Source organism: Periweissella cryptocerci (assembly GCF_004358325.1).
Taxonomy (GTDB): domain Bacteria; phylum Bacillota; class Bacilli; order Lactobacillales; family Lactobacillaceae; genus Periweissella; species Periweissella cryptocerci.
Genome location: NZ_CP037940.1, coordinates 1,229,850 through 1,248,104, shown reverse-complemented (window position 1 = coordinate 1,248,104; position 18,255 = coordinate 1,229,850). Strand labels below are relative to the sequence as shown.

At 41.3% G+C, this 18,255-nt stretch carries 16 protein-coding genes and 1 riboswitch; of the genes, 8 read left to right on the top strand and 8 right to left on the bottom strand.

The window, feature by feature from the left end:
• Window positions 1-39 precede the first annotated feature (39 nt).
• The 3 genes from EQG49_RS05670 (at window position 40) to EQG49_RS05660 (ending at window position 3,613) form a co-directional block, all read left to right on the top strand.
• Window positions 40-1,290: a hypothetical protein gene (locus EQG49_RS05670; protein ID WP_133363062.1), complete on the top strand. Its 1,251-nt coding sequence runs from the start codon at window positions 40-42 to the stop codon at window positions 1,288-1,290.
• Window positions 1,291-1,310: 20 nt separating this feature from the next.
• A complete protein-coding gene (locus EQG49_RS05665) occupies window positions 1,311-3,161 on the top strand; it encodes a hypothetical protein (RefSeq protein WP_133363061.1) in 1,851 nt (616 codons plus the stop codon).
• 158 nt (window positions 3,162-3,319) lie between these two features.
• Complete coding sequence (locus EQG49_RS05660; RefSeq protein WP_165964797.1) at window positions 3,320-3,613, top strand: hypothetical protein; 294 nt, start codon at window positions 3,320-3,322, stop codon at window positions 3,611-3,613.
• A 9-nt stretch (window positions 3,614-3,622) separates the two neighbouring features.
• Here the strand turns inward: EQG49_RS05660 and EQG49_RS05655 are convergent, their stop codons facing one another.
• The 3 genes from EQG49_RS05655 to EQG49_RS14165 are packed head-to-tail and all read right to left on the bottom strand — an operon-like array spanning window position 3,623 to window position 7,503.
• A complete protein-coding gene (locus EQG49_RS05655) occupies window positions 3,623-3,877 on the bottom strand; it encodes a hypothetical protein (RefSeq protein WP_133363059.1) in 255 nt (84 codons plus the stop codon).
• On the bottom strand, window positions 3,877-5,424 hold the full coding sequence (gene guaA / locus EQG49_RS05650; RefSeq protein WP_133363058.1) for a glutamine-hydrolyzing GMP synthase: 1,548 nt from the start codon (window positions 5,422-5,424) through the stop codon (window positions 3,877-3,879). The genes EQG49_RS05655 and guaA overlap by 1 nt, the downstream gene beginning before the upstream one ends.
• A gap of 18 nt (window positions 5,425-5,442) precedes the next feature.
• Window positions 5,443-7,503, bottom strand: coding sequence for an IMP dehydrogenase (locus EQG49_RS14165; protein WP_423245974.1), 2,061 nt, complete (start codon window positions 7,501-7,503; stop codon window positions 5,443-5,445).
• Window positions 7,504-7,643: 140 nt separating this feature from the next.
• Window positions 7,644-7,739, bottom strand: a riboswitch (purine riboswitch).
• A 332-nt stretch (window positions 7,740-8,071) separates the two neighbouring features.
• Between EQG49_RS14165 and EQG49_RS14050 the strand changes: the two genes are divergently transcribed.
• Window positions 8,072-8,200 (top strand): hypothetical protein, encoded by a 129-nt coding sequence (locus tag EQG49_RS14050; protein ID WP_279232825.1) that lies wholly within the window; start codon window positions 8,072-8,074, stop codon window positions 8,198-8,200.
• Window positions 8,201-8,357: 157 nt separating this feature from the next.
• Complete coding sequence (locus tag EQG49_RS05640) at window positions 8,358-9,023, top strand: 2,3-bisphosphoglycerate-dependent phosphoglycerate mutase (RefSeq protein WP_133363057.1); 666 nt, start codon at window positions 8,358-8,360, stop codon at window positions 9,021-9,023.
• 91 nt (window positions 9,024-9,114) lie between these two features.
• On the opposite strand, the gene EQG49_RS05635 is transcribed toward EQG49_RS05640, so the two are convergent.
• The 5 genes from EQG49_RS05635 to EQG49_RS05615 form a co-directional block, all read right to left on the bottom strand.
• The gene (locus EQG49_RS05635; RefSeq protein WP_133363056.1) at window positions 9,115-9,888 is read right to left on the bottom strand and encodes a CPBP family intramembrane glutamic endopeptidase; all 774 of its coding nucleotides are present in this window, start codon (window positions 9,886-9,888) and stop codon (window positions 9,115-9,117) included.
• A 439-nt stretch (window positions 9,889-10,327) separates the two neighbouring features.
• Entirely contained in the window at window positions 10,328-11,314 is a 987-nt protein-coding gene (locus EQG49_RS05630) for a polyprenyl synthetase family protein (protein WP_133363055.1), read from the bottom strand.
• 20 nt (window positions 11,315-11,334) lie between these two features.
• Window positions 11,335-11,904, bottom strand: a complete 570-nt coding sequence (locus EQG49_RS05625; protein ID WP_133363054.1) for a Gx transporter family protein — start codon at window positions 11,902-11,904, stop codon at window positions 11,335-11,337.
• 440 nt (window positions 11,905-12,344) lie between these two features.
• A complete protein-coding gene (locus tag EQG49_RS05620; protein ID WP_133363053.1) occupies window positions 12,345-14,252 on the bottom strand; it encodes an NAD(P)/FAD-dependent oxidoreductase in 1,908 nt (635 codons plus the stop codon).
• A gap of 127 nt (window positions 14,253-14,379) precedes the next feature.
• On the bottom strand, window positions 14,380-15,348 hold the full coding sequence (locus EQG49_RS05615; RefSeq protein ID WP_133363052.1) for a UbiA family prenyltransferase: 969 nt from the start codon (window positions 15,346-15,348) through the stop codon (window positions 14,380-14,382).
• Between the two features lie 288 nt (window positions 15,349-15,636).
• Here EQG49_RS05615 and EQG49_RS05610 point away from each other — a divergent pair, with 288 nt between their 5' ends.
• Genes EQG49_RS05610 through EQG49_RS05600 form a run of 3 tightly spaced genes read left to right on the top strand, consistent with a single transcriptional unit; the run spans window position 15,637 to window position 18,142 of the window.
• On the top strand, window positions 15,637-16,479 hold the full coding sequence (locus EQG49_RS05610) for an energy-coupling factor ABC transporter ATP-binding protein (RefSeq protein WP_133363051.1): 843 nt from the start codon (window positions 15,637-15,639) through the stop codon (window positions 16,477-16,479).
• Window positions 16,455-17,327 carry an energy-coupling factor ABC transporter ATP-binding protein gene (locus EQG49_RS05605; RefSeq protein ID WP_133363050.1) on the top strand — a complete coding sequence of 291 codons (873 nt, stop codon included), beginning with the start codon at window positions 16,455-16,457 and terminating at the stop codon, window positions 17,325-17,327. The genes EQG49_RS05610 and EQG49_RS05605 overlap by 25 nt, the downstream gene beginning before the upstream one ends.
• Window positions 17,327-18,142: an energy-coupling factor transporter transmembrane component T family protein gene (locus EQG49_RS05600; protein WP_133363049.1), complete on the top strand. Its 816-nt coding sequence runs from the start codon at window positions 17,327-17,329 to the stop codon at window positions 18,140-18,142. Before EQG49_RS05605 ends, EQG49_RS05600 begins: the two co-directional genes overlap by 1 nt.
• Window positions 18,143-18,255: the final 113 nt, after the last annotated feature.

The following is an 18,255-nucleotide window of genomic DNA, read 5'->3' as shown; positions in this document are numbered from 1 at the left end:
TTTCTCTGATATAAGACGCATTTGTAGATTGGAAAAATTATGGCAAATAAATTTGACGATATGAAAAGATCAAATCAGGAGCGATTTGATGGGATTGATAGAGATATTGGTAATTTAACAAAAATCAATGATGAATTAAATAGAGTTGCGGATGTTGCTTTAAATGTGGATTCGATTATCGATAACTTTGATGAAGAGTTTAGAAAGCAAACCAAGATGAAAAAAGCAGATTATGTGTTTTTAGTAACTGCTACAATTCTTCAAGTTATACGACAATACGCATTAACAACTGGACATTTTGATAGAAATAATCGTCCGGATGATAAAACGGCTGCTGGAAATCATGACTATGGTGATGATCGAGGCGGTAAACTTTATCATCCTAGCTGGGCTGAAGTACATGAAATGCCGGTAACATTCGATGTGAATTTTGGCAGCGGCAACTTTAAGGGGGCATCAGGTAAAAGTCCTTTATCAACCAGTGGTATGGGGCATCGATTTTCTACTGTTGGTCATGATCCGGTATTGGGATGGGTTTTTGGTACCGCAAATATCGCGACAAGGACCGTGACGTCGGTGGATTTGAAATCATATCATGTTACCCACGGTACTTATGGTAACGCGTTAGGTGGACATGATTATATTTCAAAACACGCTGATACTGATAAGGTTTTGTATTATGCATTTATTCATCCGTTTAAAGAAAAGGATAAAAGTAAACGTGTTGAAGAATTTGCAATTCTTGTAGAAGCTTTGCACCAGGAATGGAAACACCTTAAGTCTGACGTTCATACAAAACATTCGTTACCGGTGCCAATGTTAAATACAGTTGTAAATTCAGAAAAATTCGCTGAAGAAATAGCAAAATACGGGCTTGATATTGGTGGAATTCAATCAAAAGCCCAAGAAGGGCAAAAAACGTTGGCAAATGTGGGACTGGATGCGTCAAACATTCTGGACGTCAGCAAACAGGCAGCGTATGCAATGGCAATAAATACGATGATTGCTATGCTTCATCGTATGATGTACGACGAAAAAAAAGACGGCTCGATTGAGTTGTACAAAGTTAGAACTAATAAGATAATTTCATATTCAAACATTATTGCATCGTCAAGTAATGTGATTTATGTCGCATTAACAAAGGATATTGATAAATTGGATATTGGTGGAATATTAGTGACTATTGCAACTGTATTTAAAAATGAATTGTACCGAGAAAAAATATTTGAAGAGTTCTTATCTAGTGAATGGAGTAAGCAAGTTATTGGGGATGACGTTGTATTAGATTAAAAAGAAATGAGGTATCGGCTATGTTTGGTCGTAAGAAGAAGTATGAAGAAGGCATGAAACAAGGAGCAAAGCCATTTGGTACAAAGCTTAGCAAACTTTCTGAACAAAATGGGGAAGTTATCGAGTCTCTTAGTGGGAATATGTCAGGGCTAAAGGATGACTTTTCAAATGTATTTGATGGATTGAGTGATCATGAAGATCGAATTACGAGCCAGGAAACCCAGGTCTCAGACATTGAGAAACAAATGTTAGAAAAAGAAGCTGAAGAACAGCGTGAACGTATTTACGCGCTCAATTCACAATATGATGTACAGGAACTAAATGTAAGTCAGAAACAATTTTTGATTGGGTATTTATATTCATTGGCAAATGAATATAAAGAAATAAGCCCCTTACAAGAAGCATATTTAAGAAATTTACAACATTATTTAGGCATACAAGAGCCACAGGCAGGAATACATTTAGAACAAGTAGAAAATATTGAAACAATAGCGGTACAAAAAACGATTCTTCAAACTGCGGTCGAGTATATGTATCTATATAACGAAGACATTGAGATTGATGCAGATGAGGAAAAAGTTTTTGATTGTTTCAGTGTAAGTCGCCGAGTACGCCAAGAAATTTTAGATAATTTATTGAGCATCGTACACGCAACTGGTTCAGAAGGACTAATTGAAAAGTATGGTTTGAAAGAAAAACTTGCTCGTGAAGACCAACTAGAAACCGAAAAAGAAGAATTACGAAATCAACTTGAGAATGCTAATAAGTATAGTGTGATTGAAGAAATCCTTGATGGACTTCCCGAGGATGATTGGGAATATACTGATGAATTCGGTAACGGATACTTTTTGATAATTGAGGAAGAAATTAACGATACGTATTTGACAAATTATCTTGATGATGACGTAACACATGGTGTCGCATTGATGGCTGGTGGTATTACAATTGAAGAGTTCTGGCATGTAAATGGTGAAGTTTTGCAGAAGCAAGCCGAATTTTTCCAAAAATTTGATAACAGTGAATATGAATATGTCGATGAGGATGAATTTGACGCGGAAAAAGTACTTGACGAATATAAAAATGATAATTATAAAGCATTAGGAATTATATTCTGTGTGGATACAGGGATACATGTTATCACGCCGTTCTTTATTGACGGAGAGGAGCATGAAGAACACGATTTTATTGCATATAATGATATTGATTTTATTGCGGATAATGATATATATGCCAAGCCAGACTCAGCTGCAAAAGATATTAGAATGTATTTGAATACAAATATTGTTGGAGATGGTATACGGATGTTCATGGATTTAATTTCCACAGTCCTTAAAGCACACGATTCTTCGATGATTGGTAGAGAACGAAGAAAATTAGAGGAGCTAGCTGAAAACCACGCAAAATATGTTGAAGAACAACGGGCTTTGACGGATGCAAAGAATCAAGAACTACGTAGGTATTACGAAGAACTAATTGAGAGTCAGATGTTTTCGGCTGGTGATAAATGCAGGAGCTTTGAAAGTATTGACAGAACAAAGCTGGTTGCTGCTATGGAAGCATATGGTAATGGATACGTTAATGAATCTGACGTTATGCTCATGGTTGATACTACATTGAGTTGGAATGGGAAAGAAGGGTATTTACTAACTCCGAACGAAATCGTATTTAAGAAAGCACATCAAGATGCTAGATATGAAGCGTTTAGTGATAGAACAGAGGCATATGTTTCTAGTACGGGAAGGTTGATGAAGACGTACTTCTTACATGTTGGCGAAAGTACAATGGAATTTTTATTAAAAGATACAGCAAATGCAACGGCAACTGTAATAAATGGAATCGTTGAAAAAATGAGAGAACAGGATGAAGCTTAATTTTGCAAAGCATTGTCATGAATCGAAACTTGTGTGATGGGCATGTGATGTGAAGAGACGTATGGCCAAAGGTTCGATGGATTATTAGTGAGTTATGTATTTTTATTGGCGTATTTATTTGAAAGAAACTATAGAAAGAGAGAATGAATAATATGATTATGACTATTGTAATCTTAATTAGTGTAGTAGTAATGTGGTTTATGCCATGGTATGTTATTGCACCAATTATGTTAATTAATATGGCGACGCCCGATATGATTCCATTTGCAGATGAATTTGCGCAAGTCATTATTCTGTATAAGAGTGTTAAACACAGTGAAAAACAACTTAAAATTGGAACATTTGTTATGAATCATCCGAAATTGACAGTATTGATTGTTGTAGTGGGTGGAATTGCTAGTATGGCTGCTGCAATTTATGGTTTGTCGTATATCGGAGTGGTCAATTTTTAGCCATGAATTTTAATGTTTTTGCTTAAGATTAGATAATAACAAAATGATTATAGCAATATTATTTTTGAGTTTTTTGAGTTTGACAAATTTATCTTGGCGAAACATAGTGACATGCAACTCGAATACAGCGAGGCAACCTAGGCGTTCACTTGAAAGTGCACCTAAAATGCGATTAATTTCATAAACTGGGACCAAATTGGGACCAAGCCAAAGCAAAAAGCTCCAAGAACCCTTTAGTGATAAGGTTCTTGGAGCTTTTGTCATTATTCCCACTCAATAGTTGCAGGTGGCTTAGATGTAATATCGTACACTATGCGGTTGATGTGATCGACTTCATTTACCATGCGGATTGAGATTTCTTCCAACACGTCCCAAGGAACTTGGGCAAATGATGCGGTCATACCATCAATTGAGGTTACGGCGCGGATGGCAACGGTGTAGTCGTATGTGCGACCATCACCCATGACACCAACGGAACGTAAACCAGTCAAGACGGTGAAGTATTGCCAGATAGTCTTATCAAGACCGTGCTTGGCAACTTCTTCGCGTAAGATGGCATCAGTTTCACGCACGATTTCGAGTTTTTCTTCGGTGATGTCACCGAGGATACGGATTCCAAGACCAGGACCTGGGAATGGTTGACGCCAAACCAAGGCATGCGGAATACCGAGCTTTTCACCGATTGAACGAACTTCATCCTTGAATAAAGTGTTCATAGGTTCAATCAATTCAAAGTGCATATCTTCTGGTAAGCCACCCACATTGTGGTGTGATTTGATTGTTTGGGCAGTATCAGTACCCGATTCGATAACGTCGGTATAAAGGGTACCTTGAGCTAAGAAATCAACGTCCTTCAATTTGATGGCTTCATCGTTGAAGACTTCAATGAATTCATTACCGATGATTTTACGCTTAGTTTCTGGATCAGTGACACCGGCTAATTTACCGAGGAAACGGTCTTGGGCGTCGACTTTGATAATGTTCAAACCAAAACCTTCACCAAGCGATTCCATTACTTGGTCAGCTTCGCCTTTACGGAGCAAACCGTGGTCAACGAAGATTGAAGTTAATTGGTCACCGATGGCTTTTTGGAGAAGAACCCCAACAACTGATGAGTCAACCCCACCTGAAAGGCCAAGGAGGACTTTGCGGTCACCGACTTTTTCACGAATATCGGCAATTGCTTGGTCGATGAAATCATCCATTGACCAGTTTGCTTCGGCACCAGCAATGTTGAACACGAAGTTCTTCAAGAGGTCGTTACCGTATTCAGAGTGACGAACTTCAGGGTGGAATTGAATCCCGAAGAACTTCTTATCCAAATTTTGGATGGCAGCAAATGGTGTATTAGCTGAAACAGCCACTGCTTCAAAACCAGTAGGTAACGTTGTAACTTTGTCACCGTGGCTCATTAATACCACTTGATTAGAAGGAGTTCCCGCAAATAATGGTGATTCAGCATTAGTAACATCAATGTCAGTAACACCGTATTCTTGATCTTCGGCACCTAAAACTTCACCACCGGGTAAATCATACGCCATCAATTGCATGCCGTAACAGATACCGAGAATTGGTAAACCTAAGTTCCAGATTTCTGGATCGATTTTGAAAGCATCGTCAGCGTAGACCGAGTTAGGTCCACCTGAGAAAATGATTCCCTTAGGATTAATTTCTTTAATTTCGGCGGCAGTTAATTTGTGTGACTTTAATTCTGAGAAGACACCGAATTCACGAATACGGCGAGTAATCAATTGGTTGTATTGACTCCCAAAATCAAGGACCAAGATTTTATCGAATTCTTTGTTGGCCATCATAAACTCCTTGTCGTTTTATTTTGAATAGTTAGGGGCAGATTTAGTAATTTGGACATCGTGGGGGTGTGATTCAATCAAACCAGCCTTAGTGATTTGGACAAAGGCGGCTTTTTCGATTAATTCATCAACCGTACCAGCACCAGTGTAACCCATTCCTGAACGTAAACCACCCATCATTTGGAAGAGGACGTCAGCGGCTGAACCGTTGAATGTCGTGTGTTCTTCGTAACCTTCGAGGATGTTTTCGGTACCAGTTACAGCAACTGCGCCTTGCACGGCTTCGTCAGTACCCGCAAGCATAGAATCAAGCATTACGGCGTTAGCACCGGCTGAGAGCGCCTTTACGATGTCACCAGAGTACTTGACACCACCATTGGCGATAACCTTCTTACCGAGTTCAGCAGCCACCTTAGCAACAGCTAAAACATCGGTCAAGTGGGTTGTTTCGCCAGCCACAGCGCCAACAAGGATTACATCAGCACCATTAGTGTAAGCTTCCTTAGCAATCGCTGGGTCAACGATGTCACCAGCAAAGATTGTGAGGTCGGGGTAGTTTGTGCGAACAGTCTTGATAACCGCTGGATCAGCAGTTTCAAGGACGACAGCATCGACGTTGGCATCTAACAAAGCTTTGATGCGGGCGTCTAATTCGTCATCGGCCTTAACGGCAGCAGCAACGAGTAGGCGACCTTCGCTATCAGTTGCAGCGTTAGGTGTTGATTCAGTTTGGATGTCGATTGATTTAACAATGCCGACTTCCTTAGCTTGGTCTTCAACAGACAAGTCACTAGTGATTACACCAAGTGCACCTTGTTGAGCCAAAACTAATGCCAAGTTAGCGTCAGTAATTGCGCTAGTTGAAACGATTGGCATGTGGAGTTCAATGTTAGCAGCTAACTTAGTTGCTAATGAAACGTTGTTAGGCAAGACTTTTGAAGCAGCTGGTTGTAAGAGGACGTCATCAAATGAAATCTTTTCGTCTTCTTCAGGTGATGATGTCTTAGTAACTTGAATGGCAGCATCGTCATCAACAAGCGCGTTGATTGTTGGGGTGTTCAAGTAACCCATGTTAACCTTCAAACCGTCCATCATTTTACCGATAACGTCAATGGCAGCACCCTTGTAAGCCGTGCGACCTTCGATACCTTCAGGAACAAGTTTGTTAGCTTCATTGACACCACCTTGGAAGTAACGGTCAGATGAGCCACGTTGCATTGCCCCAATTGAACCCATCCCGCGGTAAGTTTTATATTGTTTGCCATCTTCGCCAGTGAAAACTTCACCAGGGGCTTCGTCAGTACCAGCAAGCATTGAACCAACCATGACCGCATTACCACCAGCCGCAATGGCCTTAGTAATATCATCGGCGTTCTTGATACCACCATCAGCGATAATGGCTTTGCCGTATTTTTCAGCGATGACAGCGGCATCGTTAATGGCGGTAAATTGGGGAACCCCAACACCAGCAACGACCCGCGTTGTGCAAATAGAACCAGGACCAATCCCGACTTTAACGACGTCAACACCAGCTTGGAACAAAGCATCAGCACCAGCTAAAGTTGCGACGTTACCAGCAATCAAAGTCCGCGTTGGGAAATCACCACGAATTTCAGCGATTTTACGGAGGACACCAGCTGAGTGACCGTGTGCGGTATCAATGACGATTGCATCAGCGCCGGCATTGAAGAGGGCCGTGGCGCGGTCAAATGTGTCAGAAGTTACGCCGACAGCGGCGGCAACTAGTAAGCGACCTTCAGCATCAGTTGCTGCTTTGGGTGTAGCGGTTTTATCAACGGCGGTTGCTTTAACTTTAGCAACTTCACCGGCTTGATCGTCGATACTCATGTTTTTGTGGACGACACCAAGACCACCTTGTTGTGCAAGGGCAGTCGCCATCTTGGCTTCTGTAACAGTATCCATACTTGCTGAAAGAACCGGAATGTTAAGCTTCAAATTATCCGCAATTTGCGTACTTAAATCGATTTCCTTTGGTGCCAATGTGTGGTCACCTTGCAAGAGAACAACATCATCGAAGGTATAACCCTTCTTAGAGAATTTTTCGTCCCAGTTAGACATGAATTTCAACCTCTTTTCAAATTTTTGATTGTTCCTAAATAGGAAAGTTGCAAATAACAAAAGTTCAACTTGAGAAGCCCGTTGTATTTATGTATACAAAAAAGGCTTCTCCTACTTATCAAAAGCAGAAAAAGCCTAGAATTCGACTGTTTTCTGCTTATAGTCCAGCATTACGGTGCTGGGTAGAAACTGTCGACCTATTACGACGATATATAAGCTATTGGAAATATTGTACTCTAATGTTCGTGTTTTAACAACCCATAGATTTGTAAAAGCGCAAATTCCTTTGCTAAGTGAGTAAAATCCAGTGATTTAACCCCGCCGTCACAGTAATAATGACGGTTAATTGGGAGTGGAACTTACAACTATCTTCGCGCCGTATTCATATAATGTTCTAATTTGGTCGCTAAAATATGGTTGGGGTTAATAGAACGATAACCGAAAATGTTCGGCTATTCAAATACGTGAAGTATGCGAAATCGTTCGGAAATTTGATTTTTAAATATGAGGAGCCATTCGGGCAACTTCATACATGTAGTATATTAACGGAATATGAGGAGATGAAATAATGCATGAATTACTGGAACAACGGACAAAAAGTGTGGCACGCGTGAATGAGGCTCGTAAAAATTTATTTGTTGCGGGATTTGGTATTTTAGTAATTTTAGGTACCACAGCAGTGCACATTTTTGCATAAATTAATAATTGTAGAAAGGCTTAGTAATACGAAACTAGCCTTTTTATTTTACCGAAAAATGCGGTAAAATTATGAGATACAGACTTTCCACCTTAAAAGAGGTGCGTAATTGTGAATACATAAAAAATGTGGTAAAACTAGCGAAATTGGAGGTGGGTTGATGAGCGATTTAGTAATTATGCGGCATGGTCAAAGTACGGCTAATCGGGACAATTTATTTACTGGTTGGAGCGATGTCGAATTAACGGATCTTGGTGAACAACAAGCAATTGAAGCCGGTGAAGCGCTTAAAACATCGGGTTTTCAATTCGCAAAGGTGCACACATCGTATTTGAAACGGGCAATTCATACCGCCAACATCGTATTAGAAGCTAGCAATCAGTTGTGGATTCCGATGCAAAAATCATGGCGTTTGAATGAACGGCATTACGGCGCACTGCGTGGATTGAATAAAAGTGACGCCCGCAAAAGCTATGGCGCCGACCGGGTACAGGAGTGGCGCCGTAGTTATTCGAGTGTGCCACCACTACTGCCAAAAGTAGCCCCAACGCGGCAATATCCAGCCGGAATTGAACCATGTGGTGAAAGTTTAGCAATGGCGTATGATCGGTTATTACCATACTGGCAAGATGAAATTGCGCCAGAATTAATGCTGGGCAAAAATCAACTAGTGGTTGCCCATGGTAGTACGTTACGCGCATTGATTAAATATCTCGATCAAATTAGTGATGCCGATATTGATGGTGTTGAAGTTGATAACGGTGCCCCAATCCACTACCAGTTCGATGAGCATCTGAACATTATTAAAAAAGATTATCTATAAGCGAAAATCGCACTGCTCAGTTGAGTAATGCGATTTTTTAGTTGAATAGGATTACCATTCACCACTCTAGATTCATTTTTACCGTGGTTTCTCAAAAATCTTGGAGGAGCAACACGGTGTTTTTACTGTGATTAGTTTTACTGAGGTAAACGCCAATCAAGAGAACTAGTAAGATACCAACGCTAATGATTACCAAGAACCAACTAACACTGGTATTATTTAAATCATTGGTACTCAAGAATGAAACGAAGTCATTGAGAAAATGTAAAATCATTGGATAAATTAGCGAGCCAGTCCGTAGATAGATAATGGCACAGACTAAGCCGAGAATGGCGGCTGAGAAAACTTGTTGCAGCGTGGCGGTTAGTGATTGGGTCGTGAAAAATAAATTTTCTAGGTGAGCACAACCGAAAATCAGCGAACTGACTAGGGCGGCGCATAGCGGTGGGTTAGTTAACCAACGGAATGCTTTTAGTAAGATGTAGAGAACACCACCGCGAAAAATAACTTCTTCAAAAATTCCAGCCGTCAGCGCATTGATGATAACGAGTAAATTGAATTGCGGGTTACTAGGATGCATAAAATCCATAATGGCGACAATGATAGCAATCAGTCCGATGATGAAAAATAAGACTAAATCCGTACGAAGAATTTTGAAATTAATGAAACGTAATGTCATGTTGTGTTTGAAAAATTTTCTGAGGAGATATTTGACAATAAAAAAGGTCAAAATTGCATAAAGGACAAGGATAAAACCATAGTAAAGCGAATACGCATTTAAAATTGGTAATAATTTAGCTGAAATTAAACCTTCACCAACTAACAACAAGATGAAAGTCGTAAAACAAAGTATTAATTTTTTCATCTTCTCCTCCAAAATAGTCGGGTGGGCGTTACTAGAAAATTGAGTTGTTTTAAGATAGTAGCTGTGACGATACACTTTAAGTTTACCGTCTTGCAAGCTAGAACACCATTATTGGCGACCAAGATTACGGTTTTGTACACATTTTATTAGATAACGTGTGTGTAGGGTAACTGATAGAAACAGTGGTTCTATTGTTAGTGTTGTTGTTTCAATGATATTGCTGCCTGTGGGTGGTAACTTTTTGGCTAGTTGGAGAATTATACCTAACTAACGGAGTGCCGGTAATTTGCTGGCACGCAGTTACCAATTTTATTCAATCTCAAGTCAGACGAAACAGTCCAAATAAATGTAGTAGACACCAAAAAAGGAGCAACAAATGTCACTCCTTTGATTGATAAAATTGCTATTCATGATGTGGATAATACTACCCACGATAATTTTAGTCGCGGCGGTCAAGCAACTTAGTCGTTAATTCCAACAAAACGTCTTTAGCGGGGTGCGTTGGTAATTGTGCGATGCCCCGGAGCGCGTCATCAGTGTATTTTTGGGCTAAAGCTTTGGCGCTCATGACACCACCAGCGGTTTTAACGAGTTCATCAACCTGTTGCGCTTGGGCATCCGTCATGGCGGCTTCTTGCTTCAATAATGGTAAAATTTCGGTTGGACTAACAGTCATCGCATAGATCAACGGTGCTGAGTAGACACCTTGACGGAGGTCTTCCATCGTTGGCTTACCAATTTGAACACTAGATTCATCATAGTCCAAAATGTCGTCCATAATTTGGAAGGCCATCCCAATGTTAACGCCAATTGACTTAGCAAGACTCGTGAAGGCGGTAGAGGCACCGGATTCCATGGCACCAACTGTAGTTGCCAAACCAAATAGTTCAGCGGTTTTACCGTTGATTTGCTTCAAATAAGTGTCAATTGTCATTTCGTAGTTGTAGCGTGAACTTTTTTGTTGAAGTTCGCCACCAAGAATCCGGTCAAGATAACCAGTATCAACTTGGACTGACTTCAAATCGTTATGATAAGTACTGAGCATCCGGAAAACGACGACGAATAAGTAGTCACCGGCATAAACTGCCACATCCTTACCAAATTGGTGTTGGATTGATTGTTGGTGACGTCGAGTGGGAGCATCATCAATAATATCGTCGTGTACTAGTGACGCTGTGTGTAAAGTTTCAATGGCTGCCGCGAGGGCAATCATTTTCTTACGGTCGGTTTCGTGAAAGGCTGACATCAATAATGTGTAGGCTGGTCGGAGCATTTTACCGCCATGCTTAATCATATCAATGATAGCGGTCTTTACATCTGAATCAGCTAAATTAATATTGGCTTCCATCAAATCGACGACGGCTAATAATTCTGTTTTTACTTCGGGATAAGTATCCCAGATTGGGTGAAGTTGCGTTTGCGCCATGTGTTCACGTCCTTTAAATGTTATCGTGCATGTTTTAATTTACGTTTTTTAATTTGCTCGGTTTTGAAGCTTAGTTTGAGTTTATTCAAGACATCAACGTGCTGGAATAAGTAGTTGGCAGCAATCCCAATCGCAATCCCCGCCGCTAGTCCAATCCAGGACAATATTGGTAAGTAGAGCAAGACGCTCCAAGAGTGTGCGATTAAACTTGCGATGACTAATTGACCGACATTATGTAAAACACCACCAGCTGCCGAAATTCCGATAATGGAAACGCGCTTTTCGCCGAGTTGCTTTATTAATATCATACCAAAAAATGAGAGCATTGCCCCACCTAAACTATACATAAATGTAGAAACCGTGCCACCAAGGAGCATTGTGATGATTAAGCGCATCCAAGTAAGGGTAAATGCGTCCTTAAAGTCCAGGGTGAAAATAGCCACAATCGTAATTAAATTAGCTAAACCGAGCTTAGCACCAGGCGCGAAGGCAAATGGGAAGGGAATCATCCGTTCCAGTAACCCAATAATCACACCTTGAGCAACAAGTAGGGCAATATAGATGTATTTTTTTAGTGCATCATCACGCATAAATTTCTCCAGTTTTCTAATGTTAAAAACGTTACGTTGTTCAATCCTAATATAGTTAGCGGTAGGATTTTAATTTGCGATGTCATTTCGTAAGTATAAGTGTAAGGATAGTTCAAAATAACGGAGTGTCTGGAAATTGCTTGGCGGGCGCAGTCTTTACACCGCGACTGGGACGATATGTGTGAAACACATATCGTCGCTGAGGAAAAGATGAGGAGTTTTGGGAATTTATTCCCGTAGAGTCCCAGCTTATCCGAGTTTGCTAAGACCGCTTTTTGGCTTAGCAATGAGCTTCCAGCGTGGTGCGCCAAGCAATTTCCAGGCACGCAGTGGCAATAACACACTTAAGGTCAATATACCCAAAATGCTTATGTAATAGTAAAAGGTTCACGGACCGCGGCCCACGAACCTTTTACATGATTATTTTATGTGATTAAAGATTACTTAGCCAATTGGTTATAAGTTGAGGCTTCGTATCCACGATACCACCACTTACCCAAGTGTTTTTGTAACCAAGGCACTGCCCAGTAATCAAGACCAAATGCACGACCAGAACCGTTCATGATAGCAAGAGCGGCGAATGGCATCCACATGTTAGTCCAGTAGAACATGCCTGAAAGTGAGAAGACAACAACCAAACCAATAGTTACAGCTGAAGCCAACCAAGTGAACAAACCAGCAAGGATTGCAAGTGCCAACAACAATTCAACAACTGTCATTACTTTTTGCATTAACAATGCAGTAGCTTCGTTAGGAATCATTACCTTAGTAACAGCTTCGTACCACTTTGGAAGGTGATCGAAGATAGGCATTGGAGTCTTACCAAATGTGTATGACAAAGTGAAAGTTGGGTCAGCAACTGGCGCAGCCGTTGCTGCAGCAGCATCGGCACCACCGGCAGAAGCACCAGAAGTTTCAGTCGCTTTTTGCAACCAAGTGAATGTTTGCAAACGTAAGTCCTTACTGAACCAGTCGTCGGTGTGACCTGGTAACTTGTACCAGACATCGACAAGCCACATTGCACCGTAGAAAATACGCAATGGCACTGACCAGAGAACATTTCCAAGACGTGAAGTCCAACCGTAGAACATCGTACGTTCGTTTGGTGTGCGGAAGAATTCGTTCATCATGTAGTGGAAAATGTGGTATGCAGAGTAGATTTGGATGAAGAAGCGCAAGTTGATGATGTGCTTCATGATGTTGGCGAAGAAGCCAGCCATCCGGTACTTTTCATACAAAGTAGCTACAGTGTAGTGGGTACCGATTGAAACGGCGTAACCTTGGTAAACACCCTTGAAAATCTTAGTACCTTCGTTGCCGTTAACTTCAGCGACAATGTTAGGAACCAAAGTGTTAACGGCTGATTCAGCACCTTCAACAGTTTGTGGAATGAAGCCAGCACCAGGTTGATCCTTACGGGCTGGTTCTTGGTAAGTTGTTGAATCACCGGCAAGGTAGATATCCTTTTCACCAACGGCACGCATGTGATCGTCAGCTTGGAAACGGCCACCCTTACCAGTTTCGAGACCCCATTTAGATGAAGTTTCCTTGGCTTTAACACCAGCAGTCCATACCAATGATTCAGTAGGCAAAGTAGTGCCATCAGCGAAAACAACTTCACTTTCGCGCACTTCAGTAACCTTGGCGTTGAGGCGAACATCAACACCCTTCTTCTTCATGTAGGCAAGGGCCTTGTCAGCACCTTGACGATCTAACATGTTCAAGATTGTTGGGGCTGCTTCAAGCAAGACCAACTTGATTTCGTCTTCACGCAACTTGTTAGCTTGGGCTAAAACCTTACGTTGTTCGATGAGTTCACCCATCAATTCAACACCAGTGAAACCTGAACCAACAACGGCGAAAGTCAACTTAGCTTCACGAACCTTAGGGTCAAGTGAGCCAGCACCTTCAGCAACAATTGCTTCGATGTGGTGACGGAGATCAAGAGCTTGTTCCATTGACCACATTTCGTGACCAAATTCTTTAACACCTGGAGTACCGAAGTCGTTTGATTCACCACCGACAGTTAAAACAAGCTTTTCAAATGAAATTTCACCAGCAGTTGTACTGATAGTCTTGTTTTCCTTGTCGATCTTAGTAACATCAGCTGTTACCAATGAAACGTTCTTACGACGACCAAAGAGGTGTTGTAAATCATATTGAATATGCTTTGGTTCCACACGCTTAGTTGCAACTTCGTGCAATTCAGTCATGTAAGTAAAGTATGAGTGACGGTCAACCAAAATGATTTGGTAATCGTCATTCTTCTTTAAACCCTTGGCAAGGTGTTTCGCAGCGAAGACACCGGCAAATCCGGCACCAACCACGACGATATTTTTCTTAGCCATGTTGTACTCCTTAGAATGTTATTATTAATAAAAGAATAAAATAAAAATTGCTTGTTTCCTTACAACAGAAAAAGTATAGCATTTCACCTACAAAAAGTAAATGAACTATATCACAAAGTTTCACAAACTACTTTAAGATGATGCCAACGAGCAAACCGACGACTGTCAAGGCTTGAAAGATAATCAAATTTTGAATTGCAGTGAGGAAAGTCGTCTCTTTCACTTGTTCACGACGGAACGTTTTAATGTTTTTGATTACAATTGGTAAAGCTAAAATTACAATCAAGTCCCAAATTGGCAAAATGTGTAAGCTGACAGCGGCGATTGTCGTAACAAATGGCAAAATGGCGACGATACCGTAAAGTGTTAAAGCGTTTTTTTGTCCTAAGTAGTATGGCAAGGTATAGCGCTTATTTTTCACGTCTTGGACCACGTCTGACATGTTATCGGCGAACATGATGTTACCAACATAAGCAAAGAGTGGAAATGCAGCCAAGACAAAGGCTAATAAATTAGCAAATTGCATGTTCAAGTCTAAACTTGGCCAATTCAAAACAAAACGGGCAGTTTCAGTCGTTGGAACATTAACGTACACCGCAATGAAGAAAGCGCCCATTCCTTCAACGCCCCCGGAGAGTACTTCACCTAAGGGATAACGGGAGAATGGAATTGGACCATAAGTATAGAGAATGCTGACTAACATTGCAGCCCCACCAACAAACATAATGAAGATGTTGGTCAAGAAAACGAGGGCTAAACCTAAGATTGCCGCAATGCCGATGAACCAGAAAACTAAGTGATAAAGTTTTTTGGGGTTCAAATGATTTACGCCGACCATGTTATAGGTATCACGATAATGTAAATCAACGGCAAGTTTGTAATCTTGGACATTATTAAAGCCGGTGACAAACATCGCGATCATCAATTGAGCGACGAAGTACATAATGGTATTTACCAAATTAAAGTGCCCAAAGTAGTAAGCCGCCCATGCAGTTCCCGTGATAACAGGAACCATACTAGCGGTTTTGGCTTGAATCCGAATAAATTCAAGAAACAACTTTGGGGTCAAACGATTGTAAGTTGGTGTTTCAAACATAATGGCATTAACTCCCTAAAATTAATTTTGTGGCCGCTTTTTCTATGTGTGGAGTGCGATCTGACACGCTGGTGGTTTGACGTAAACACATAAAACTAACAACTATTATTAATGACAACAATAGCAAAGATAGCTAGAGATGTGAATAGGGAAGGTATTAGTCAAAGTTTATAAGTGATAGCTCATAAGGATTGGCGCTAGTTGTCAGGCATGATTTGTGATAAAATTTTACGTATTATAGGTAAGTAGACGAAAAGCGACGGAATTTGTCGTGACGAGGGTAGAGTAGTGAGCAAGATAATTGATGTACAACATTTATCATTTCAATATCCTAGCAGTGATGTCAAAGCGCTAGACGACATTTCTTTTAGTGTTGAAGCTGGTGAATGGGTGGCAATCATTGGTCATAATGGTTCAGGTAAATCAACATTAGCAAAGTTATTAAACCGTTTATTGGTCACGGATACCGGCGATATGACGGTTGCTGGTTTAGCAGTGAACGATGAAAACACATGGGACATTCGTGAAAAAGTTGGGATGGTTTTCCAAAATCCGGATAACCAATTTGTTGGGGCGACCGTCGCTGATGACGTCGCTTTTGGAATGGAAAATCGGGGCGTTGAACGTGAAAGTATGATTAAACGTGTCGATGACGCCTTGGCTGAAGTACAGATGAGTGAATTTGCTGATCGCGAACCAGTGCGCTTATCGGGTGGTCAAAAGCAACGGGTCGCAATTGCGGGTGTTATCGCAGTTACGCCAGAAATTTTAATTTTAGATGAAGCAACTTCAATGCTGGATCCACAAGGTCGGCGTGAAGTAATTAAAGTAATTCGTGATTTAAAAGCGCGGATGGGCGATGCTTTGACGGTGTTGTCAATTACGCACGACATTGATGAAGCAGCTAGTGCCGACCATATTCTGGTGATTAATGACGGTCAAATCGTCGAAAAGGGCACACCAGCTGAAGTTTTTGGTAATGGACCGGAATTAATTAAATTAGGTTTGGATGTACCATTTGCCGAACAATTGAAAGCTGAACTCCGCCAATTGGGTGTGAGTGTACCAGCAGAATATTTGGATGAAGAAGGGATGGTTAAGTGGTTATGGCAATCGAGTTTCAACAAGTAGACTTTATCTACCAACCAAATTCACCATTCGCAACTTCGGCATTGAAGGATGTGAATTTTACGATTCCAACAGGTTCATTCACCGCAGTGATTGGGCACACCGGGTCTGGTAAATCAACGATGCTCCAACATCTCGATGGGCTATTAAAGCCAACTGAAGGGACTGTAGTTATTGATGACATGACGATTACGAGCGCGACTTCACAAAAAGAACTCGCCAAGTTACGGTCGCATGTTGGGATTGTGTTCCAATTTCCTGAAAATCAATTATTTGAACAGACCGTAGTTAAGGATGTGATGTTTGGACCAATTAATTTTGGGAAGTCCGAAGCCGAAGCGAAGACAATGGCTGAAGAAGCACTTCGCTTAGTTGGCCTGCCTGAACACCTCTGGGAAAATTCACCATTTGATCTATCGGGTGGTCAAATGCGCCGGGTCGCCATCGCTGGGGTCTTGGCGATGCAACCTGAAATCTTAGTGTTGGATGAACCAACGGCGGGACTTGATCCATTAGGTCGGCGTGAAATCATGGGGATGTTCTATGATTTATATAAAAAAAGTAATTTAACAGTTGTGTTAGTCACCCACCAAATGGAAGACGTGGCTAATTTTGCTGATAATGTTGTTGTGATGGAAAATGGGACTGTGGTGAAGCAAGGCACACCCCAAGAAGTCTTTCACGATGTGGCATGGCTCGAAGAAAAACGACTAGATGTTCCAATGACAACGCTATTTGCCAATCAATTGGTGGCACAAGGTTTTAACTTCACAGAATTGCCTTATACCGTGGCTGATTTAGCAAAAGAATTAGCGCAACAATTGATTCCTGGGAAAGGTGGCCAAAATTAATGATTGATAAATTAATTTTAGGGCGATATATTCCCCGTGATTCATATGTCCACCGGATGGATGCCCGCGCCAAGTTGTTATTAAGTATTGCGTATATCGCGATTATTTTCTTGGCAGGTAATTGGGAAGGCTATCTCGTGATGGCGATTTTCACGATTGGTGTGATTCACTTAACGAATATCCCGTTGAAGGTCTACATCAAAGGGGTAAAACCATTGATTTGGTTGATTTCCTTTACTGTGGTTTTGCAGATGTTGTTTTCGACTACTGGTGTAGTGTGGTTCCACTTAGGACCAATTAACATCACTAACGATGGGGTCGTTAACGGGGCATACGTATTCATTCGTTTTGTCCTCATCATCATGATGTCGACGATTTTAACATTAACCACACAACCATTGGCCGTGGCGGATGCAATCGAATATCTGTTAATGCCACTGCGAAAAGTTAAATTTCCAGTGTACGAAATTGCATTGATGCTTTCAATTGCATTACGTTTTGTCCCAACTTTGATGGATGAAACCGAAAAAATCATGAACGCCCAACGCGCTCGTGGGGTCGACTTTGCCAATGGGAACGTGTTCCAACGGATGAAGGCCGTCGTACCATTGCTGATTCCATTATTCACAAGCTCAATGAAGCGGGCGATTGAATTAGGGGATGCGATGGAAGCCCGTGGTTATCGTGGTGGCGAAGGTCGCACGAAGTACCGGATTCTCAAGTGGCACATGCGCGATACATGGGCGGTAGTCGCTTATGTTGTACTAGTTGTCGTCTTGATTGGTTTAAAATACTACTTACCAGTTGGTATTTAGGCTCTATTCGGTCTGGCTTGGGATTGAATAAACTTGGCCAGTTCGTGTCTGGAAATTACTTGGTGCACTGTGCTGGAAGCACATGTTCAAGCCAGTCGGTGCTTATGCCTGCG

Bases quoted from the DNA above. Each gene is read 5' to 3' on its own strand.
- guaA (WP_133363058.1), bottom strand. From the start codon at position 5,424: ATGGCCAACAAAGAATTCGATAAAATCTTGGTCCTTGATTTTGGGAGT.
- EQG49_RS05635 (WP_133363056.1), bottom strand. From the start codon at position 9,888: ATGAAAAAATTAATACTTTGTTTTACGACTTTCATCTTGTTGTTAGTT.
- EQG49_RS05615 (WP_133363052.1), bottom strand. From the start codon at position 15,348: ATGTTTGAAACACCAACTTACAATCGTTTGACCCCAAAGTTGTTTCTT.
- EQG49_RS05625 (WP_133363054.1), bottom strand. From the start codon at position 11,904: ATGCGTGATGATGCACTAAAAAAATACATCTATATTGCCCTACTTGTT.
- EQG49_RS05620 (WP_133363053.1), bottom strand. From the start codon at position 14,252: ATGGCTAAGAAAAATATCGTCGTGGTTGGTGCCGGATTTGCCGGTGTC.
- EQG49_RS05665 (WP_133363061.1), top strand. From the start codon at position 1,311: ATGTTTGGTCGTAAGAAGAAGTATGAAGAAGGCATGAAACAAGGAGCA.
- EQG49_RS14050 (WP_279232825.1), top strand. From the start codon at position 8,072: ATGCATGAATTACTGGAACAACGGACAAAAAGTGTGGCACGCGTGAAT.
- EQG49_RS14165 (WP_423245974.1), bottom strand. From the start codon at position 7,503: ATGTCTAACTGGGACGAAAAATTCTCTAAGAAGGGTTATACCTTCGAT.
- EQG49_RS05600 (WP_133363049.1), top strand. From the start codon at position 17,327: ATGATTGATAAATTAATTTTAGGGCGATATATTCCCCGTGATTCATAT.
- EQG49_RS05660 (WP_165964797.1), top strand. From the start codon at position 3,320: ATGACTATTGTAATCTTAATTAGTGTAGTAGTAATGTGGTTTATGCCA.
- EQG49_RS05670 (WP_133363062.1), top strand. From the start codon at position 40: ATGGCAAATAAATTTGACGATATGAAAAGATCAAATCAGGAGCGATTT.
- EQG49_RS05655 (WP_133363059.1), bottom strand. From the start codon at position 3,877: ATGACAAAAGCTCCAAGAACCTTATCACTAAAGGGTTCTTGGAGCTTT.
- EQG49_RS05630 (WP_133363055.1), bottom strand. From the start codon at position 11,314: ATGGCGCAAACGCAACTTCACCCAATCTGGGATACTTATCCCGAAGTA.
- EQG49_RS05605 (WP_133363050.1), top strand. From the start codon at position 16,455: ATGGCAATCGAGTTTCAACAAGTAGACTTTATCTACCAACCAAATTCA.